Annotated in this window: 13 protein-coding genes and 4 pseudogenes; 4 read left to right on the top strand and 13 right to left on the bottom strand. The window is 68.2% G+C overall.

The window, feature by feature from the left end:
* The 3 genes and pseudogenes from ABZ818_RS38835 to ABZ818_RS38825 all read right to left on the bottom strand — a co-directional run.
* The coding region (locus tag ABZ818_RS38835; RefSeq protein ID WP_361425851.1) for a hypothetical protein at positions 1 to 268 on the bottom strand (268 nt) is incomplete at its 3' end.
* A gap of 374 nt (positions 269 to 642) precedes the next feature.
* A pseudogene (locus tag ABZ818_RS38830) lies at positions 643 to 881 on the bottom strand (ABC transporter ATP-binding protein); the annotation flags it as partial.
* A 91-nt stretch (positions 882 to 972) separates the two neighbouring features.
* Positions 973 to 3774: a SpoIIE family protein phosphatase gene (locus tag ABZ818_RS38825; RefSeq protein ID WP_361425848.1), complete on the bottom strand. Its 2802-nt coding sequence runs from the start codon at positions 3772 to 3774 to the stop codon at positions 973 to 975.
* A gap of 514 nt (positions 3775 to 4288) precedes the next feature.
* Here ABZ818_RS38825 and ABZ818_RS38820 point away from each other — a divergent pair.
* Positions 4289 to 4765: pseudogene (locus tag ABZ818_RS38820) on the top strand (transposase family protein); the annotation flags it as partial.
* Here ABZ818_RS38820 and ABZ818_RS38815 read toward each other — a convergent pair.
* The 7 genes from ABZ818_RS38815 to ABZ818_RS38785 all read right to left on the bottom strand — a co-directional run bounded on the left by ABZ818_RS38815 (position 4688) and on the right by ABZ818_RS38785 (position 11665).
* The gene (locus ABZ818_RS38815; RefSeq protein ID WP_361425857.1) at positions 4688 to 4921 is read right to left on the bottom strand and encodes a hypothetical protein; all 234 of its coding nucleotides are present in this window, start codon (positions 4919 to 4921) and stop codon (positions 4688 to 4690) included. The pseudogene ABZ818_RS38820 and the gene ABZ818_RS38815 overlap by 78 nt on opposite strands.
* A gap of 65 nt (positions 4922 to 4986) precedes the next feature.
* The gene (locus ABZ818_RS38810) at positions 4987 to 6873 is read right to left on the bottom strand and encodes a phosphocholine-specific phospholipase C (protein WP_361425845.1); all 1887 of its coding nucleotides are present in this window, start codon (positions 6871 to 6873) and stop codon (positions 4987 to 4989) included.
* Between the two features lie 4 nt (positions 6874 to 6877).
* Positions 6878 to 7582 carry an HAD family phosphatase gene (locus ABZ818_RS38805; RefSeq protein ID WP_361425842.1) on the bottom strand — a complete coding sequence of 235 codons (705 nt, stop codon included), beginning with the start codon at positions 7580 to 7582 and terminating at the stop codon, positions 6878 to 6880.
* Positions 7583 to 7690: 108 nt separating this feature from the next.
* Positions 7691 to 8818 (bottom strand): ABC transporter ATP-binding protein, encoded by a 1128-nt coding sequence (locus ABZ818_RS38800; protein WP_361425839.1) that lies wholly within the window; start codon positions 8816 to 8818, stop codon positions 7691 to 7693.
* Complete coding sequence (locus ABZ818_RS38795; protein WP_361425836.1) at positions 8815 to 9642, bottom strand: ABC transporter permease subunit; 828 nt, start codon at positions 9640 to 9642, stop codon at positions 8815 to 8817. The genes ABZ818_RS38800 and ABZ818_RS38795 overlap by 4 nt, the downstream gene beginning before the upstream one ends.
* A complete protein-coding gene (locus ABZ818_RS38790; RefSeq protein ID WP_361425833.1) occupies positions 9630 to 10562 on the bottom strand; it encodes an ABC transporter permease subunit in 933 nt (310 codons plus the stop codon). The genes ABZ818_RS38795 and ABZ818_RS38790 overlap by 13 nt, the downstream gene beginning before the upstream one ends.
* Entirely contained in the window at positions 10559 to 11665 is a 1107-nt protein-coding gene (locus ABZ818_RS38785; RefSeq protein ID WP_361425854.1) for an extracellular solute-binding protein, read from the bottom strand. Before ABZ818_RS38785 ends, ABZ818_RS38790 begins: the two co-directional genes overlap by 4 nt.
* 243 nt (positions 11666 to 11908) lie before the next feature.
* Here ABZ818_RS38785 and ABZ818_RS38780 point away from each other — a divergent pair, with 243 nt between their 5' ends.
* Positions 11909 to 12685 carry a GntR family transcriptional regulator gene (locus ABZ818_RS38780; protein ID WP_361425830.1) on the top strand — a complete coding sequence of 259 codons (777 nt, stop codon included), beginning with the start codon at positions 11909 to 11911 and terminating at the stop codon, positions 12683 to 12685.
* A 19-nt stretch (positions 12686 to 12704) separates the two neighbouring features.
* Positions 12705 to 13859: an alanine racemase gene (locus ABZ818_RS38775; RefSeq protein ID WP_361425827.1), complete on the top strand. Its 1155-nt coding sequence runs from the start codon at positions 12705 to 12707 to the stop codon at positions 13857 to 13859.
* 1614 nt (positions 13860 to 15473) lie between these two features.
* On the opposite strand, the gene ABZ818_RS38770 is transcribed toward ABZ818_RS38775, so the two are convergent.
* Both ABZ818_RS38770 and ABZ818_RS38765 read right to left on the bottom strand, forming a co-directional pair.
* Positions 15474 to 15872 carry a hypothetical protein gene (locus ABZ818_RS38770; RefSeq protein WP_361425824.1) on the bottom strand — a complete coding sequence of 133 codons (399 nt, stop codon included), beginning with the start codon at positions 15870 to 15872 and terminating at the stop codon, positions 15474 to 15476.
* Between the two features lie 152 nt (positions 15873 to 16024).
* Complete coding sequence (locus tag ABZ818_RS38765) at positions 16025 to 16555, bottom strand: hypothetical protein (RefSeq protein ID WP_361425821.1); 531 nt, start codon at positions 16553 to 16555, stop codon at positions 16025 to 16027.
* A gap of 299 nt (positions 16556 to 16854) precedes the next feature.
* Between ABZ818_RS38765 and ABZ818_RS38760 the strand changes: the two are divergent.
* Positions 16855 to 17408, top strand: a pseudogene (locus ABZ818_RS38760) (IS701 family transposase); the annotation flags it as partial.
* Positions 17409 to 17429: 21 nt separating this feature from the next.
* On the opposite strand, the pseudogene ABZ818_RS38755 reads toward ABZ818_RS38760, so the two are convergent.
* A pseudogene (locus ABZ818_RS38755) lies at positions 17430 to 18669 on the bottom strand (IS110 family transposase).
* Positions 18670 to 19427: the final 758 nt, after the last annotated feature.

The raw sequence follows: 19427 nt of genomic DNA, 5'->3' as shown, positions 1-19427 counted from the left end.
CACCGTGTCCGACCTCGTGGATTCCCTGGGGGCCGGGCTTCTGCGTACGGTCGTCCCGGCCGGGAACGCCGAGGTGCACGACGTCGCCCTGGCCGTGCCCGGTGACACCGCGGGCCAGCCGGGCGAACTCGTCCTGGGGGGTGTGACCGACCGGTCCGCAGCCCTCGCCCTGCTGGAACGGACCGCCGCGGCAGGGGCCGCGGGCCTCGTGCTTCTCCCGTCGATCGTGAAGTTCAGCCCGTCGGCTTCGACCTGGATCCGCCTGCACGGTGCCGTCGGAACCGTGCAGGAAGTCAAGGGCAAGGCGTGCAGATGCCCCTCACCTTCACCGTGGAGGTCGAGGGCAGCGACGAGCCCGCCTGTGTGGCGCAGGCCGTCTACCGCCACTACGCCTGACCCGCCCCTGGGCGCCGGCCCGGCCGGAGCCCGCAGCGCTGAAACGTGGTTCACCCGTCGGCGCCTCGCCGGTGAGCCGGAGATGGTCCCACAGGGCACTCCGCCGAGCGTCTGCGCGCAGGCGGTGGCACTCCGCCTGCGGGCGTCGGCATCCTGGTGGCAGTGCGGTGGCGGGGATCACCTGTACTCCGGTGATGAGCCGGACCAGGGATCCCGGCATGGTGGGGTCAACGGTTCCGCCGATGGTCAGCGGTCGGTGGACAAGGCCAGGAGTTGCGCGAATGTGCCCCTGCCGTGCGAGAGTTCGTCGTAGGTGCCCTGTTCGGTGATACGGCCTGATCCATGACGATGGTCCAGTAGAGCGCGCGTCCGCAGACCAGGCGCTGCCACTGACCGCCGGACAGTAGTTCGGCACCGCCCTACAGTTCCTTGGCGAGGAGGGTGTCGAGGTGCTTCGGCAGCTTCTCGACCGCCTCCCGCATGCCGCGGTCAGGCATCTCGGCCGCGTGCACAGGCAACCTCTACTCCTGCACGTACGGAACGTGCAGCCAGGCGTCGGCACGATGGGCTGCTGCGCTATCCGGCCAGATCGTCCAGCAAGGGGATGAACACCTCCTGCTGCCCGCCGGTCAGGGACTGCTCGGTCCAGATGACCTTGCCCCTGGCCGTGTACCTCGTCCCCCACCTTTCGGAGCACTGGGCCACCAGGAACAGCCCACGGCCGCCCTCGTCGGTGGTCTTGGCGCGGCGCAGGTGGGGGGAGGTGCTGCTGGCATCGGAAACCTCGCAGATAAGGCTGCTGTCGCGCAGGATCCGGACCCGTACCGGCGCGCAGCCGTAGCGGATGGCGTTGGTGACCAGCTCGCTGAGGATCAGCTCGGCGGTGAAACCCAGTTCCTGCAGCCCCCACGCCTCGAGTTGGCGGGTGCATGAGGCGCGGACCTGGGAGACGGCCGCAGGGTCGGACGGCACGTCCCAGTCGGCGACCTGTTCGGGGGGTAGCAGGCGGGTGCGGGCGACCAGCAGGGCGATGTCGTCGCTTGGTTGCGGGGGCAGCATGGTGTCGCAGACCGCCGCGCAGGTCTCCTCGGGGTTGCGGTCCGTGCTGCCGGTCAGCGCGGTGCGCAGCAGGTCGAGGCCGGTGTCGATGTCGCGGTTGCGGTCTGTGAGGAGTCCGTCGGTGTAGAGGACGAGTTGGCTTCCCTCGGGCATCTGCAGGTCTGCTGTCTCGAACGGTTCCCCGCCCAGGCCGAGTGGTGGGGAGGCGGGTACTTCGGGGAAGGCGACGGTGCCGTCGGGGCGGATCAGCGCGGGGCCTAGGTGACCGGCGCGGGCCATGGTGGCCCGGCCGGTGACCGGGTCGTAGATGGCGTACAGGCAGGTGGCTCCGGTGATTCCTTCGCCGCTGGTGTCGGTTCCTTCCTCTTGGTCGAGTTCGGTGACCAACTCGTCAAGGTGGCTGAGGAGTTCGTCGGGTGGTAGGTCCAGAGCGGAAAAGTTACGGACGGCGATTCGCAGTCGGCCCATGGTCGCCGCGGCATGCACGCCGTGCCCGACCACGTCGCCGACCACGAGGGCGACCCGGGCCCCCGGCAGTGGGATGACGTCGAACCAGTCCCCGCCCGCCCCGGCCTGAGCCGGCAGGTAGCGGGAGGCCACCTCGACGGCGTCCTGCCCGGGTACGCCACGGGGGAGCAGGCTGCGCTGGAGGGTGACCGCCAGGGTGTGTTCGCGGGTGTAGCGGCGGGCGTTGTCGATGCACACTGTGGCGTGCGTGACCAGTTCTTCGGCGAGAGTCCGGTCATCCACGTCGAAGGCATCGGGTCGTTCCGAGCGCCAGAAGGCCGCTATGCCCAGGACAGCTCCTCGTGCCCGCAGCGGGACCGTGATGAGGGAGTGGAATCCGTACGCGAGCGCCTGTTGTGCACGCTCGGCATCCTGCTGCCACCACGATGGGTCGTCGCTCAGATCCGGCACGGCTACCGCCTGCCCCAGGTGGAGAGCCTGGGCATGCGGCCCGCTCGGAGCGAAGGTGATCAGTTGGTCCTGCGGGTAGAGGGGATGGTCGTCGCGGATGCCGCTGAGGGCCGTACGGCGGAAGGTCGTACCCACCGGCTCCTCACCCTGCAGGACGGGGTCGACCAGGTCGACCGTGACGAAATCCGCGAACCGGGGCACCGTCACCTCTGCCAGTTCCTCGGCCGTCCGTCGCACGTCGAGGGTGGTGCCGATGTACACGCTGGCGTCGTACAACAGCTTCAGGCGCTCGCGCGCTACCTTGGCTCGCCCCGAAAGGGCGCGTAGCTCGGTGGTGTCCCGGAGCGTCGCCACGCTGCCGGGCGGTCCTCCGTAGAGATCCGTGGGGCGCTGGTTCACGGCCAGCAGGCGGTCCCCTGCCGGGTGTACTTCGTCGGTGGCAACACGTCCGGAGGCCAGTAGTTCCGATATGCCAGGATCCAGGCCGAGGGCGGTGACGGGGCGTCCTTCTGCGTCCGGGGGCAGGTCGAGCAGGCGTTGCGCCTCGTCATTGGCGAGCAGGAGCGACCGCCCGCCGTCCGTGATGAACACGCCCTCGCGGACCGAGTGCAGTACCGCATCGTGGTGCTCGTACATGCGGGTGATCTCTGCGGGCCCGAGGTCGCGGGTCTGGCGCCGCAGCCGTCGGCCCGCCAGCGCCGTACCAGCGGTGATCACGGCAAGCGCTGCGGCACCACCGCCGGCGAGGATCGGTAGCGTCCGATAGACCGCGCTGTTGATCTTGCTGACCCTGAGCCCGGCGCTCACCATGCCCACGACCGTGCCATGAGCATCGATCACCGGGGCCGTCGCCTGTATCTCATAGCCGAGAGGATCCTGGACTCTCTCGACGTACGTGTGGCCGGCCAGCACCGGTCCGATAGTGGCCACCATCTTCTTTCCGATGAGTGCTGGATTTGTCTGTGTGTAACGGATCCCATGCGTATTCGACACGACGATGAAATTGACACCGGCGCGCTTACGGGCCGCCTCGGTCAGCGGCTGGAGCACCGCCGTAGGATTCGGTGACTTCAGCGCTTGCTGGATCCCCGGCGCATGGGCGAACATCTCGGCGGCGGTGACCGAGCGGTCGCGAGCATTCCGCGTGCTCTCACTGCGTGCCAGGAACACGAGGGCCAAGACCGCAGAAGCAATGGTCAGCAGCACAATCGCCACCTGCAGGAGGAAGACCTGCCCGGCGATGCTCTGTGTGTTCAGCAGGGGCCGCAAGCGCTGCCCGGGTCGGCGCCGCGACGTGATACGCCTGTCTTCACGATCCCTCTCGGGACCCGCGCCACCACGTCGGTCGAATTTTTGGACTGCCCAGAACAACGGCAGCCTAAAAATGCCACCATGTGTCATTTGTATCACCCGGTGTTGAGAGATGCAGGCCCGGGAAGGTGGCCACAGCCGCCTGACCATATAGGGGCCAGTGAAATCTCCGAGATTCCACTTGCTCCCTCACTCCCGTATGTCCGCCGAACGTGTCTGAAGGCCTACTCCGGCAGGACCAGGCTCCGAACGCGCCGAGATCGATGAGATCCTGCACGCATCACCGAGAGGGGCTGCTCGCAGAGAGACTCCCGCTCGTGGCAGCCGCCAACCCAGGCTATCGGGGGCTGGCGCCAGACAGTGGTGCACGATGGTGGGGCCGGATGAGGCAAGCAGGTGCCGCATGACTTCCCGCCGTACAAGATCGTGTACGACTACCGGCCAGGGCTTGCCGTGGCTGCCGGAGTGCACCGCGGGCCCGGCCGCGGGCTGGCGTGGGGGCGAGGCGTCATGCGGCTCTACCTTCTTCGTGTCAGTCCCGGCGCGACCGCCGACGGTATGGACAAATGTCGGCGGCCCTGTCGGCGTGCATCCGGCGGCACACATCAACCATGCACTCTCGGTGCTGGTCGTCGAGGACGTGGCGGATAGAGGTGATGCGGTGCTGGTTACGGCGCGGAGCCGGGATGCTGCGGTGTCATGACCGGTGTGTGGGACGCCGACGGCGAAGGTGCATGGGTATCACGGCCGGACGGTGGCGGACGTGCCGGTGGACGGCCGTCAGGTTGTTGTGCATCTGCGTGTGCGGCGGTTGGTCTGCCCGGTTCTGGGATGTCGACGGCAGACCTTCCGCGAGCAGATCCCCGGGGCTACTGAAACGTCATCAGCGTTGGACGGTGCGGCTGACGGGCCAGATCTCGGAGGTGGCACCGGAGTTGTGCGGTCGTGCGGCCACCAGTCTCGCCTGGCCGCGCCGGTGTCCCGCAGCACAGCTCTGCGTCTGCTACGGCGCCTGCCGGTGCCGCACCACGAGGTTCCGCGGGTGATCGGCGTCGACGACTTCGCCCTGCGCCGCCGTCACCACGGTCGCAGCGCGGGCACTGGCCGCGCTGCAGTGGGCGAACGGCGGTTGCTGAACGTGGCCCTGCAACTGGGACAGCGCCAGGTAAGCATCCCGGAGAGTGGCTCGGCCCAGCCGCTCGGCCGGGGTGCAGAGCGGCTGGGCCCCGTCAGCCATGGAGTTCGACGGCAGTGGCGTGAACGCCGTTCCGGCATCGACGAGCGATCTGCGAACCGTCGTGATCAGCGCGCCATGGACGGCGCTGCTCCGACCGCGTGCAGCGTCCCCGCATACCGCTGGGCGAAGCCCGTGTCGTCGTCGGTCGTGACGGTCACGTCATATCGTCCACCGTCCGTGGGCCAGGGCAGGACGGCCTGCTCGCCCGGACCGACCAGCCGGGTGTGCACCGCGCCGCCGAAGTCGTTCGGGGTGACCGTGAAGGACACGGCCGTCCCGCCGTCGTTGGCCAGCAGCAACTCGACCGACGAGTTCTCCGGCTCGCTGCCCCGCAGGACCGCCGTCACCCGGGGGACGGCGATGTCGTCCTGATCGACTCCCGCCGCCGTTCCAGCGAAGCGGCAGACGAAACCGTCGGCACCGTGGACCGTGAAGTCGTAGCGCCCGACGGTACGCACCGTGTCCCACACGAAGGTGTCGGTGCTGTGCGACGCGACGGTGAACGGCGTTCCCGCGAAGGGCCGATGGATATTCGGGAACACCGTGAAATGGAAGGCCTCAGGTCCCTCGTTGACGAGCATGCAGGTGACCTTGCCGGTGGCGCGGTCCACCTCAATGTCAGCCCATGGGCGGTACGGCAGTGGCCGATGCGGGCGCGCGCCGCCGGGTTCCTGCGTCGGCACGGTCTGTGCGCCCGGTGCTGGGAGCTGCACTGGCGGCAGTTCCATCGCTGCGTCAGCCTGCTCCACCAGCGCATGGGTGTCCGGCAGTACGGGGATCGAGAAGTCGGGCCGGGTGAAGTCGAAGCAGCTCGTGAGGTCGCCGCACACGGCGCGGCGCCACTCCGAGATGTTGGGCTCCCGCACGCCGGTGACGAGCTCGAGGAAGCGCAGGACGGAGGTATGGTCGAAGACCTGGGAGTTGACCCAGCCGCCCCGCGACCACGGCGAGACCACCCACAGCGGCACGCGGTTGCCCAGCCCGATCGGCTGCCCGTCCACGAACTCGTCGGGGGTTCCCCCGGGCGGGAACGGCGGCACCACGTGGTCGAAGTAGCCGTCGTTCTCGTCGTACATGACGAGGAACACGGTGTGCCGCCACACCTCCGGGTTCGCGAACACCGACTGAAGGGCGGTGTTGACCCAGTGTGCGCCGTAGGCGGGACTGGCGGTCGGATGCTCGCAGAACAGGTACGGCGAGACCAGCCAGGACACCGTCGGCAGGGTGCCGTCCTTGCAGTGCGCGTCGAACGCCGACAGATCCCACTTCGTCATCGCGTCGATGTAGCGGGGGTCGTCCTTGTCGAAGTGGTGGAACTGGCCGAAGTACTCGAGGGCGTTGTCCTCGTAGTTGCCCTCGCGCTCGTCCAGGCCGGGAGTGTGGTAGACGCGCCAGCTGACGTCGGCGGCCGACAGGCGCTCCGCGTAGGTGGTCCAGTCGCAGACCGGGCTTTCGGGCAGCGGAGTGTTGTCGATCCACGGGCCGGTCGTGCCGTCGCGGCCCGGGCCGGCCGTGCCGCTCCACAGGTAGAGGCGGTTGGGACTGGTGGGTCCGGCCAGTGAGCAGAAGTACCCGTCGCACAGAGTGAATGTGTCGGCCAGCGCGTACTGGTAGGGGATGTCCTCACGGGTGAGGTAGCCCATGCTCTGCTCGCCCTTGGCGGACGTCCAGCGGTTCATCGCGCCGTTGTTGATGGCCTCGTGACCGCTCTCCCAGTCGTGCGGCAGGCCGTCCGCGTTCTGCGCGTTGAACTTGGTGGAGTCCATCCGGTAAGGCAGCAGGAACCCGCCGTCGGGCCGGGACAGTGCGGGCTGACGGAAGACGCTGTCGCCGTTCGGAAACGTCAGCGCCTGGCGGTCGTCGAAGCCGCGTACGCCGTTCAACGCGCCGAAGTAGTGGTCGAAACTGCGGTTCTCCTGCATCAGGATCACGACGTGGCGGATGTCGTCCATGGTGTCAGTTCCTTTCCGCTGAGGTGACGAGGGAGCCGAGCAGGGCCAGGTCGGCCCGCTCCAGGGAGTCGAGGACTGTCCGGTTGGCCGCGGGCCGGATCGGTACGGTGGAGGGCACGGCGAGCACCAAGCACCCGGCGGCCTCGGCCGAGGCGACACCCGTGGGGGTGTCCTCGACGACCACGCACGCGTGCGGATCGACGCCCAGAGCGGCGGCTGCGGCCAGGTACGGGTCAGGCGCCGGCTTGGTGCGGAGGGTGTCCTCGACTGCGAAGGTCAGCGTGAACCGGTCCGCCCCCAGCGCCGTTCGCACGAGGTCGACGACATGGCGCGGCGAGGCGGAGACGATCGCTGCGGGCACGCCGGCCGTGGCCAGTTCGTCCAGCAGGCGCAGTACGCCCGGACGCGGGACGAGATCGCGGGCGACCCGGGCGGCGAACTCGGCATCCAGTTCGCTGGCGAGTGCGCCGGGGTCGCAGGCCGCCGGAGCACCCGTGCGGTGCAGGTGGGCAGCAGTGTACGCAGCCGGGCGACCCAGTACATGAGGGGTGTCCGCGTCGGTCAGTGGCCGCCCGATCCGGTTGGCGACCTGTTCCACCGCAGCCCCCCACAGCCGCTCGGTGTCGACGAGCGTGCCATCCATGTCGAACAGAACGGCAGCAGGAATGACGGGCGCGGCGATGCGGTGCTCCAAGGTGCGTTTCTCCATCAGGGAGTCAAGAGCGGAAGCAGAAGGCGCTCCGCGTCCAGCAAAGGGGTCTTCAGCCGGGTCGAGGGAAACCGACGGCGTCTTCTGGTGGGGCATCGGTCTCGGCCGTCAGCTCCCCCCGCCGTCGCTTGCGCGGCGGCGGTCCACCAGCACGGGCCGTTCCGGCAGCGTCAGCGTCACCGCCGCACCGACCGGGAGCGTGGTCATGGCGTGTGTGGGAACGTCGGCCGACACCTCGGCGCCGTTGGCCAGCCGCACGGTCAACCGCGAGGTCGCGCCCAGGAACGCCGCGCCCATGATCCGGGACGTACCGTTCTTGTCCGCCGTGACCTCGACTGCCTCCGGCCGTACCAGTACGTCCATCTCACCGGTGCCACCGACGGCCTCGGTGCCGAGCAGCCTCCCGTTGACCGGCAGCCTGCGGCCGAGCACGTGCACGGTCCCGTCGTCTGCCCCGGTCCGGGCGGGGATCCGGCTCATCACCCCCACGAACTCGGCAACGAACGCGGTCGCGGGGCGTTCGTACAGCTCCGCCGGGGGCGCGCACTGCTCCAGTCGCCCGGCACGCATCACTGCGACCCGGTCGGCCATGGAGAGGGCTTCCTCCTGGTCGTGTGTCACGAAAAGGGTTGTGATGCCCAGCTTCTGCTGGAGGCGGCGGATCTCCTCGCGCAGCGTCAGCCGTACCTGTGCGTCGAGCGCCGACAGCGGCTCGTCGAGCAGCAGCACGCGTGGCTGCAGTGCCAGAGCCCGCGCCAGCGCGACCCGCTGCTGCTGGCCTCCGGACAGCTGATGCGGATAGTGGCCGGCATGCTGCTGCAGTCCGACCAGCTCGAGGAGTTCGGCGGCGCGAGCCCGCCGCTCGGTTTTGCGGATGCCGCTCATCCGCAGCCCGAAGGCGACGTTGTCGAGGGCGGTCAGATGCGGAAAGAGGCTGTAGGACTGGAACACCATGCCCGCGTCGCGTCGGTGCGCGGGGACACCCGTGATGTCCTCGCCGTCCACGAGCACCTCGCCCGAGTCGGGCCGCTCGAACCCGGCGAGGGTTCGCAGCGCGGTGGTCTTGCCGCATCCGGAGGGGCCGAGCAGCGCCACGAGTTCACCCGGCTCGACCGTCAGGTCCAGGCCGTCCAGCGCGGTCGTGGCGCCGAAGGAGCGGCGCAGCCCGCGGAACTCGACGGTGGCACCGGTCCGTGCCGGGGTGATGGTTTTGACATCGCTTACCAGGTCGGTCATGAGGTCTCCTTGGGATGGCGAGCGCGTCCGGCGGTGGCGACGATCAACAGCAGCACCCAGGTGACGAGCAGGCCCATCACCGACACGGCCACCGACATCTGCGCCTGCGACCCGCTGATGGCGAGGATCCACACGGCCAACGGCTGGTAGCCGAGGATCGCGGCGACGGTGTACTCACCCAGCACCAGCGCCAGGGTCAGGAACGCCGTGTTGAGCAGCGCCCCACGCAGGTTGGGCAGCACCACCTGCAGGAGGGTGCGCGGCCACGGCGCCCTGCAGGCCCGGGCGGCCTCGACAAGCATCCGCAGGTCGATGGCTGCGATCCCGGCGTCGAGTGTGCGGTACGCCAGCGGCAGTGCCATCAGCGTGTACGCGAGCACCAGGACGAAGGGGAAGTTCTGATCCTGGATCGCTACCAGGGCCTGGAAGACCGGGGTGCCGGCGAAGTGGTCCGGTCCCCAGCGCAACACCGCGCTGATTCCGGCGACAAGGGCAACAGCAGGTACCACCAACGGCAGCATGCACACGATCTCGACGAGTGTGCGCAGGCGCGGTGCGGCCAGCCGTACGGTGACCAGGGCAGGCACGAGCAGCCCCAGCACGAGCACGATGGTGGCGGCGGCCAGTGTCAGAGTCAGCGTCAGACTGTCGGTGAAGCCGCTGGCGCCGAGGATGCCGCTGTAGGCCCCGAAGTCGATGCTCTGGCCCGGAGCGCCGGCGCCGATGCTGAAGGCGAAGGCGCAGGCAATCGGAACAAGGAAGTACGCACCGGTGAGCAGCAACACGAAGGCGCGCCCATATCGGAGTTTACTCAGGCAAGCCATCGCGCGCTCCTCCGCTGCAGCGGCAGCTGAACGGCCATGACGAGCCCCGCCACCAGCACCATGTCGACTCCGAGCGCGAGCGCGACATTGCCCTGGCCGACCAGGACGTTGCCGGACAACGCGTCCGCGATCTGCATGGTGACCAGCGGTACCGAACTGCCGACCATCGCGGCGGCAGTCGCATAAGCGCTGAACGCGCTGCCGAACAGCAATACGTAGCCGCCGAGGAGCGATGGCGTGAGGATGGGCAGCGCGACATGCGTCCAGTACTGGAAGGCGTTCGCACCGTTGTTGCGGGCGGCCTCCCCCCACTGCCGCCGCAGCCCCTCCAGAGCCGGGGTGAGCGTGAGCACCATGAGCGGAATCAGGAAGTAAAGGTAGACCAAGGTCAGGCCCCAGAAGCCGTACAAGTTCCAGCCATGGCTGCGCAGGTGGAAGCGGCTGGTCAGCACGCCGGCGTTGCCGAGCGTCGCCACGAAGGCGAACGCGAGCGGCACACCGCCGAAGTTCGCCAGCACGCCCGACGCCGCAAGCACCGCCTTGCGCAGGGAGTGGAACCGCGAGGTCACGATCACGTGGGCGATCGGCAGGCCGACGACGGTGGCGATCAACGCGGAGACGGCAGAGAGCTTGACGCTGCCGAGCAGCGCGGTCAGGTAGGCGCCGTGCAGCGAGGCGCTCATGTTCGCGCCGGTGAGGTGGGCCCCACCCGGCGCGGTCTCGGGCGTGGTGAACGCGCCGAACACCATCGTCGCGAAAGCCAGGCCGAACACCACGACAGCGAATACGAGCAGCGGCACGACACCGAGCCAACCCGCCAGGCGCGGAAGCCGTCGCCGCCGTGCGGCCCCGAGGCCGGGGCTGCGGCCGGCGGAACGGGTCCGGCTGTCGCCGCCGGCCGCCGTATGGATGGCACTCATCCGGCGACCGCCTGGCCCCAGCCCTGGGCGACGTCCTGCTTGGCCTTGCTTACCTGGCCCTCGGTCGGGAAGGCGCCCACACCGTTGTCGGGTACCGGCGGGAGTTTGGCCGCGGAGGCCGTGTCGAGAGTCCCAGCCTGCTTCATCGAGGGCATCAGCACCGGGCGGGAGTAGCCCTTGAGCCACAGGTTCTGACCCTCGGTGCTGTACAGGAATTCCTGCCACAGGCGGGCCGCGGCCGGGTGCGGTGCCCACTTCACGATCGCCTGCGAGTAGTAATTGGCATACACGCCGTCCACCGGGATGCTGACCTTCCAGTCGACACCCTTGCCGCGGAGTTGGTCCGCGTAGCCGGCGTTGAGGTAGTCCCAGGTGATGCTGATCGGTGTCTCGCCCTTCTGAATGGTCGCAGGGCTCGACTCGACAGGGTTGAAGTTGCCGGCCCTCTTCAGGCGGGCGAAGAAGTCCAGGCCGGGCTTGACGTTGTCGTGGGAGCCCTTGTTGGCGAGTGCCGAGGCGTACACGGCGCCGAAGGCCGAGGCGGACTTCGTCGGGTTGCCGGTCAGCGCGACCTGGCCCTTGTACTGCGGATCGAGCAGCTCGGAGAAGGTCTTCGGACACTTCTTGACGCGGGCCGCGTCACAACCGATGGAGACGTAGCCGCCAAAATCGTTGTACCAGCGGGCCTGGGGGTCTTTCTGCGTCTTCGGGATCTGGTCGAACGCGCTGACCTGGTACGGCGCCAGGAGGTTCTGCTCGGCCGCGCTCATGGCGAATTCGCTGCCCACGTCGATGACGTCCGGAGACCGGTCCTGGCCCTTGCGGGAGGCGACCGCGCTGATCTCGTCCTGGCTGGAACCGTCGGGGTTCTCGACCTCGACCTTGATCCCGTACTTCTTCTCGAAGGTGTCGATGATCTGGCCGTAGTTCGCCCAGTCGCGAGGAAGGGCGATGGCGTTCAACTTGCCCTCCTTTTTTGCGGCTGAGACAAGGGCGTCCATGCCGCCAAAGTTTTCTGCCGAGGTCGCGGTCGCGGCCTTGCTGCTGCCAGCAACCCCAGCGCTGCTGGACGAGCTGCAGGCACTGAGCCCAACCGCGGCCATGACGACGGAGCAGGCGAGGCTCACCGTGCGAACGTGCAGTTTCACAAGGTTCTCCAGGTGGAGTGAAGTTGGCTGTACAACTTGGGCCATTACCGCGAAGGGGGGTGTCCAGAGGGTGAACACCAGCACGCGAAGGGGCAAGCTTCATGGGAAGAGGTTGTACGCCGGCCGGGTGGTTGGAACCTGGCTGGTAAACAGCTGCGACCAGCGGATAAGGTCATCCAGAGCAGCGGGAGGTGGTTGATGGCGAAGGAGAGCGGCATGGCAGGCGCAGGCGGTCGCGCAGCCGGGGCCAGGTACCGGCAGTTGGCAGCCGACTTGCGGGAAGCCATAGCCTCGGGGGCCTACGGGGCCGGCGGCCGTCTGCCCAGTGAAGAGGAACTCGCCCAGCAGTACGACGTGTCCCGCGGCACCGTTCGCCAGGCGCTGGCCGTACTGCGCGCCAACGGCCTGGTCACGTCCCGACGTGGTACGCGGCGCGTCGTACTCGGCACCGCACGCACTCAGAGCTTCTTCGAGTTGTTGAGTTTCACCCGCTGGGCACGATCGATCGGAGAGGAGCCGGGCGGCCGCACGATCGATGTCGAATGCCGTCCCGCCGGCCCGTTGGAGTGTGAACAACTCGCTCTCGAACCCGGGTCGCAGATACACCGGGTGCTGCGGCTGCGGACGCTGTCGCGCGTGCCGATCATGATCGAACGCACTATTTACCCTGAGCGTGTCGGCGCCATGATCGCCGGCCTGGAACCCGATGCCATCTCGCACACCGAGCCACTGGCGGACCTCGGAGTGGTGTTCGCCGACGCCGAACACACCATTGACCTCGTCTACGCTGACGCAGAGGACGCGCGCCTGCTCGGCTGTGCAGCCGGCGGGCCGCTGATACGGGAGCGGCGGCGCGTGACGGATCCGGCGGGCACGCCATTGGCCTGGTCGGAGGACCGCTTTCTGCCGGGCACGGTGGCATTCACGGTGCATAACTCGGTGGCGACGACCGCGCTTTCGCGCCGCCGTGGCTGACTACCGATCTGGAGGGCCGATGAGCCACGACGACACGCTATTCACGGGAGCGCGGGAGATGCCCGACCTCCGGCTCAGCCTGCGCGCGCTGGAACACAATGTCCAGCTCATGGCGGATTGGTGTCGCGATCAGGGCGTCGAGCTGTGCCCACACATCAAAACCACCATGACGCGCCCTGTTGTCGAGCGGCAGATGGCCGCCGGGGCGTGGGGCGTCACGGTCGCGACCGTGCGGCAGGGCGGCATTGCGATGAGCTGGGGAGCACGACGCATCCTCATCGCCAACGAGGTGATCCACCGCCCCGACCTCGCCCTCATGCGGCGATGGCTCGAGGAAACACCTGAACTTGAGCTCTATTGCTTCGTGGACTCGATGGCAGGGCTGAGCCTCGCGCGGTCGGCCATGGAGGGGGTGCACAGTCCCCTGCGACTTCTTGTCGACGTCGGTGCGGAAGGAGGCCGGACCGGCGTACGGGAGGCCGCCGCGGCGCATGAACTCGCCGTGGCCGCCCAGGAATCCCCAGGAATCCTCCTGGCCGGTGTCGCGGGCTATGAGGGCATCCGGCCCAACCGTCGGGACGCCGCCACAATTGCGGAGGTCGACGCCCACTGCCGGAAGACGGTCGATCTTTTCCGCAGCCTGACATCGCTGTTCCACACCACGCAGCCCATATTCAGCATGGGCGGCTCCGCCTTCCCGGACCGGGTCGTTCACGCCCTTTCGGAGCTTGCCGAGCGGTCTGGGACGGTGCCGATGGTGCCGGTCCTGCGGTCGGGATGCTACGTCACCCACGACCACGGCACATACGAGAATGTCTCGCCCCTGCCGGGGCTGAGGGCAGCACTGACCGTCCGGGCGGTCGTGCTCTCCGCACCGGAACCGGGACGGATCGTCGTCGGCGCCGGGAAACGTGAGCTGCCCTACGACGCGGGGCTGCCGATCCTGGTCGGCTCCCGCGACGCACAGGGAGTGCCGCAGGCGGCCGCGCAGGCCACCGCGGACCACATCTATGATCACCACCTGGTCTTCACGGGCGCCCACGGCCTCAAGGTGGGCGACGAGGTCGACCTCGGAATCTCCCACCCGTGCTCCGCCTTCGACCGGTGGCCCGACATCACCGTGGTCGACGACGGGGGCCACACCCAGGATGTGTGGCACCCCCAGTTCCGTTAGCGGGGCCGGGGACCGGCACGGTGGCATGGCGTGCTGGTGACCTCGCGGACCGCTCCCGCGCGGAACAGCAGTGGGAGAACGTCCGCGACGCCTGCCGCGCCGGCATCCCCCTCTCCGTCATCCAGCACGAAGACGTCCTGGTCTTCACCCAACGTGAACTCGCCCCCCGCCTCGTGCCCGGCAGAGGGTCACCGATCACGACCCTGGCCGCGACACGGGCAAGGCACACCGAGGCTGCGACGACCCCTGTCTACTCACGCGAAACGCGCCCCATAGCGAGGGATGACGCCGAGCTGTAGCGGGGGTGCGAACACGCCCCCGGCCCACGCCTGATCACTCCGCGCGGCGATCCCGCTGCCGTACGGTCCACAGCCCGATCGGAGCATCAATGACACGCTGATGCGGGAAGCCGGTGATGCGCGGGATCGCGCGGTCGTTGTCGTCACCAGTCAGGTAGTCGTCGGCTCGGAGCAGGTCGTCGTTGTGGCCACGATCCCGGCGCGACGGTCGGCGAGGTCGTCGAGAGCAACGAGGATGCGCTTCCGGTTCCCCCTGGCCACTACCGGGACCCCGCACGGCGCCTGACCGCAGACCCAAACTGGGCCGGCGCCGCCCTTGGCCCTCGGAGTAGGGGTGGGCCGCTCGGAGGGCTGCATGCCGCCTCGCCGAAAACCGTGCTGACCGGCGGGCGCGGTCACCATGACTGTCGCCCGTGCCTCACTGTCTGGTGCGGGAGGGTCTGCAGGCGGTGGTCAGGCTTGTGCCTGCACGAGCTGGTCGACCTGCTGCCGCTCGATGCCGAGGAGCATGGCTGCGTCCAGGGCCGGACTTCGCGTTCAGGACTCGGACATCCAGCCCCTCCTTCTTGAAGAAGCCCTGCTCGACGGCGATGGTCAGCAGGCCCGCGCCCAGCAGGCGGCCGAGCCCGCGTTGAGGCATCTGGCGCAGGCACACCCATGGCTTCGCGTCACGCCCCTGGTCGGCGCCGGGGTGAACGCCCGCCAGGTGTTCGGCAGCTCAAGGGGCTCAGCCACCTGCTGCTCCACCGGGTCAACGTCTACTCCTTCGTCATCGCCGACCACCGCGAGTGCGTTCTTCCGTGGCGTGGGCCAGATGGATGCGGGGCTTCCAGCAGCCGACTCAAGGACGGAGACGTGAAGGGAATCGCCGCGCTGGCCGGGCCCGCTTACAAGCAGCCCGGGCCTACCCCGGCCAAGTACGTACGCGAGTACGGCCAGGCAGCGGGCGGTTGAAGGATGACGGGCACTGGTGGATAGGCCTCGGCGACGGCGACCCTGCGGCGGGCCTGTAGTGACAACCGCGGAAGACGACGTTCGAGGTGCAGCCTCATCTTTATCAGGTCGATCACAGGGGACCGTCGACGTCGGTCAACCGGGCCTGCGCCTCGGCCGATCGTTCACTGAGGTCCGGCGCCGACCGTTGTCGTTCGCGCTTGTTGGTGTCAGCCGCTGGTGTCAGCCGCCCCACGTGGTCTTGGCAAGCGGTTTTTCCTGCGTCTTGGAGCAGCAGTTCGAAAGAGTCCGGTTACGCGCTCCCCTCGATACGGGCACGCAACGGGTACGCGGCCGGGGTTTCTCTCGGCGCTCCGCCACTTCAGCAGGACTCGTCAATCAGCAGCAGGATTCGTCCATCCTCCGAGGCGAACTTGAAGGCGCAGTAGAGCGGTTCCTTCGGCCATTCGGGACCTTCGACCTTGCCGCCGGGACCCTCGTAGCGTCGGCTGGCCGTCTCCCAGACTGCGGCGCGCTGCTCGGCGGGCACAGCCTCCAACTGAGTGCTGCCTCCGCGTCCCAACACCATGAGGTCGGCACTGATCGCGAGTCGTCGGGCGACTCGTACATCCAGTTCTTTTCCGGTCAGGTGCCAGGTACCCCCGGCCCAATCGTCGATCACGCCGGTGTTCACGACGGAGAGCCAGACCTCATGGGTGTTCCCGGGGTCCAGAGAGTCCATGATCTCTTTGAAGGTTGCACGATGCTCGCCCTTGGCCATAGACCTAGTCTGGACTGTATCCATGGCCAAGGGCGGGTTGGTTCCCTGATACTCCAGCTGTAGATCGTGATCTTGTGTCTTGCGGCGGTGAGGGTTGAGCGCGTGCCTCCCGACAACGGGAGTGCCTCGACCTGGTCGGAGGTGCCGTAGCGTTACATGTTCTGGCAGGCCGTGGCTTTGAACTCCGCTATGGAGACGGTGATTGCGGGTTCGTCGCCGTTGTCCGAGATGCTGTCGTAGAGGACCTTTCCTGGGGTGAGTCGGTCCCGGTCGGCCAGGGTGAAGGAGATGCTGTTCGCTGACCACGAGTTGTCTTTGGTCCACCCGTAGAGCGTGTAGGTGGTCTTGGCGGTGAGCGGAGCGAGGGATCTGGTTGCGGTCCAGCCAGCAGCAGGTGAATCGAGGGTCCAGGTGGCGAGCCCCGGCGTGAGTGGGCGGTCAGCGGTCCATTTACCGACCGTCACCTGCTTGTTGACGTCGTCGCTGTCCATGTAGAGGGTCGCGCCATCGATGTGATGTCCGCAGACCATCATGACGCCGAGCAGGTGGCCGTCGGCGGTCACGGAGATGCCGGCGACGGCGTCGGCGGGAACCGTGCATCCTGAGGTTGTGGCCAGGGCCACGCCGACCGCGACGGCGCCGACGAAGTGCCGGAATACCGGACGTGAAGTGGTCGACGACATGCTTAACCCCCTGCCCGGGGTGCGCGTGGGGCCCCCTGCCCTCGGATGTTAGGGGGCGAGCGGCGTCTGGCCGCAGTGTCGCCACCCATCCGTTGCGCGCTCGTTGTTGCCTTGTAGTCGCTTGGCTGAGTCAGCCCGATCACGGCACCGACGTCCCGGCATCTTCTGCTCAACGATCGGCGGCATGCGAAACGGATGCGACCACCGCTGATCATCGGTGTGTGAAGACAGAAGATCAGGCGGTGGCCGCAGGTCACAGCATAGATCCAGCCCGCTGGCAGGACATGTTCGAGGCTCTGATGGGCCGCATCGCGGGACGGTTCACCCGAGTGGTACCACGGCGGCGGGCACGGGAGTTCGTGCTCGGGCTCTTGTCGGACCTGCCACGCAAGAATTGCTGGACGCTGGCCGAGCACGCCGGCGACGCCACCCCGTACGGCCTGCAGCATCTGCTGTCGAGGGCGAAGTGGGATGCCGATGCGGTCCGGGACGATCTGCGCAGCTTCGCCATCGAGCAACTGCATGATGAGGACGCGGTGTTGGTGGTCGATGAGACCGGCGACCTGAAGAAGGGTACCGCCACGGTCGGCGTGCAGCGTCAATACACCGGCACTGCCGGGCGCATCGAGAACAGCCAGGTCGCCGTCTACCTCGCCTATTCCAGCCGACGCGGTACGCGGCGATCGACCGGGAACTGTATGTGCCGCGCTCGTGGATCACGGATGCGGCCCGCTGCCGGTTGGCCGGGATTCCCGAGGAGGTCGGCTTCGCCACGAAGCCCGCGCTTGCCCTCCGTATGATCGACCGGACCCTGGATGCCGGGATCCGTGCAGCCTGGGTGGCCGCAGACGAGACATCCGATGCAGAAGATCTGTCAAGCGGTCTGGGTGAGTTGAACGTCTGACGGGACGGGGAAGGCGACGGTTTCGCTGTAGCAGACGCGGTGGGTCAGGCAGTGGTGGAGGCAGCCGATCATGCGGTTGAACAGGTTGCGCTGGGCGGAGGTATGGCGGTCTCCGGCCTCGCGGCGGCGGTCGTAGTGGGCTCGGGCGCCGTCGGAGTGGGACATGGCGGCGAAGGCCCATGTAGCCGACAGCCGCCAGCCGCTGGTTCTTGACCCGGCGGGCCAGGACAGCCACGCTCTTGCCCGAGGCCCTGGTGATCGGGGCTGACCCGGCGTAGGCCTTCAGGCCGCGTGCGTCGGCGAAGCGGGATCGGTCGTCGCCGATCTCGGCGAACACCCGGGCGCCGCTGAGAGTGCCGAGCCCTGGGAAGCTGGTGATGATCTCGGCGTCCGGGTGCTTCTCAAAAGTCTCCACCGCGGCCTCGGCGAGGTCGTCGGCGCTGGCGCAGGCGGCCTCCAACTGCCGCAGCAGCGCGAGCGTCTGGTGTCCCATCGCCTGCTCGTCCAGGGGGAGTTGCCGCATCTGGGGCAGGCGGAGCGCGGTGTGGAGGCGGTCGGCCTCGGCGTCGAGGGTGTTCTTTCGGCCGGCCTTCTTCAGCAGGGACCGCAGCTGGGCGCGGGTGAGATGGGCGGCCTGGTCGGGGGTGGGGGCGGCGGCCAGCAGGGTGCGCGCGATGGGGTGGCACACGCCCTCGCGGCGGATGCCCACCGCGGCGAGGAAGCCGGGGAAGTACTCGCGCAGGTGCGAGGTGAGCTTGTTGGCGGCCTGGGTGCGGTCCCACACCGCGTCCTGCTGGGCGCGCGCGAGGACCGCGATGGCCTGGGCGAGTTCGGAGTCGGCGGGCAGCCGGCGGTGGGCGGCGGCATCCGTGCGCAGGATGTTGGCCAGCACCATCGCGTCGAGGTGGTCGGACTTCTTACGGGAGACCGCGTGACGGTCGCGGTAGCGGGCGGCGGCCATCGGGTTGATTGCGTAGACGGGGCGGCCGGTCGCGCGCAGGCAGGCGACCAGCAGGCCCCGGGAGGTCTCGATGGCCACCGGGACCGGGACCTCGGCGGTGTCGCTCTGCTCGGCAAGGAGCTGTAACAGCTCGGCGAGCCCTTCGGCGGTGTCTTCGATCCGGGCTTTGGCCAGTAACGTTCCGGTGTCGTCGACTATGGCCACGTCGTGGTGGTCGCTGGCCCAGTCGATGCCGCAGAACACCTTCACAGTGCTTCACGTCCTTTCGGTCGAGTCACGGATCGTGGCTGGTCACAGCCGTGTGGGGCACGCGTCTCCTTAATGGAAGGGCTCGATGGCCCGTCATCCGATTAGCCGTTCGTGACCCCAGCGACCCGCACGGTCCTCGGTCTTGGGAGGAACTCGGCGGCTCCCGAACACGGAAGAGGTGCTCCCTGCGGGTGGCTCGGACCACAAGCGTCAACGGTCTGATCATGTGCTCGGTCACGGTGCCGGTGCCGGTGCTCGCCGCTCTTTTCCAAGGGCTCACATCCGGGTAACGGGAAGCCGTCGTACCAACATCGGCGTCCAGTCCTACGGCCGGGAGGTTAGGGGGACGACGGCGACGGACGACCGAATCTCATCACAGGGGTCGGGGCCCCTGGTCTACGGTGCGGTTCCCGATATCGCCGTCTGCCCCCCTTCCTCCACTGCCCATTAGGTCTACGGAGGCAATCCGCAACTGCGGAGCGCGCTGGAATACCGCCAGGTCGGCTACGTCCTCGCGGTCGCCTGCGGCGCGCGGGCACCTGAAGGACGCGGCGGCGGCCAAGTCGGTGGACGATGGCGGCTGGTAAACGTGATCGACTCCGGACCTCTCGCAGAACTCGCGCAACCGGCCAATTATGCGAGTGGTCGATACGGTGCCACCGTTAACCTCGATTCGTCAGCGGGTTTCGGTCGCTGATCGGTGCGGCTGTTCGCCCGTAATGTCCTCTGCCGTTGGAGGACGGGCCGTCGCGTGACGC

It is taken from the genome of Streptomyces sp. NPDC047453, from assembly GCF_040643155.1.
Classification (GTDB): domain Bacteria; phylum Actinomycetota; class Actinomycetes; order Streptomycetales; family Streptomycetaceae; genus Streptomyces.
Note: the sequence above shows the minus strand (reverse complement) of the source record. Positions and strands in the feature narration are given on the sequence as shown.

Coding starts and splice junctions, on each gene's coding strand:
- ABZ818_RS38810 (WP_361425845.1), bottom strand. CDS start 6,873: ATGGACGACATCCGCCACGTCGTGATCCTGATGCAGGAGAACCGCAGT.
- ABZ818_RS38770 (WP_361425824.1), bottom strand. CDS start 15,872: ATGGCCAAGGGCGAGCATCGTGCAACCTTCAAAGAGATCATGGACTCT.
- ABZ818_RS38775 (WP_361425827.1), top strand. CDS start 12,705: ATGAGCCACGACGACACGCTATTCACGGGAGCGCGGGAGATGCCCGAC.
- ABZ818_RS38790 (WP_361425833.1), bottom strand. CDS start 10,562: ATGAGTGCCATCCATACGGCGGCCGGCGGCGACAGCCGGACCCGTTCC.
- ABZ818_RS38825 (WP_361425848.1), bottom strand. CDS start 3,774: ATGACACATGGTGGCATTTTTAGGCTGCCGTTGTTCTGGGCAGTCCAA.
- ABZ818_RS38800 (WP_361425839.1), bottom strand. CDS start 8,818: ATGACCGACCTGGTAAGCGATGTCAAAACCATCACCCCGGCACGGACC.
- ABZ818_RS38795 (WP_361425836.1), bottom strand. CDS start 9,642: ATGGCTTGCCTGAGTAAACTCCGATATGGGCGCGCCTTCGTGTTGCTG.
- ABZ818_RS38780 (WP_361425830.1), top strand. CDS start 11,909: ATGGCGAAGGAGAGCGGCATGGCAGGCGCAGGCGGTCGCGCAGCCGGG.
- ABZ818_RS38785 (WP_361425854.1), bottom strand. CDS start 11,665: ATGGCCGCGGTTGGGCTCAGTGCCTGCAGCTCGTCCAGCAGCGCTGGG.
- ABZ818_RS38805 (WP_361425842.1), bottom strand. CDS start 7,582: ATGGAGAAACGCACCTTGGAGCACCGCATCGCCGCGCCCGTCATTCCT.
- ABZ818_RS38765 (WP_361425821.1), bottom strand. CDS start 16,555: ATGTCGTCGACCACTTCACGTCCGGTATTCCGGCACTTCGTCGGCGCC.
- ABZ818_RS38815 (WP_361425857.1), bottom strand. CDS start 4,921: ATGGCTGACGGGGCCCAGCCGCTCTGCACCCCGGCCGAGCGGCTGGGC.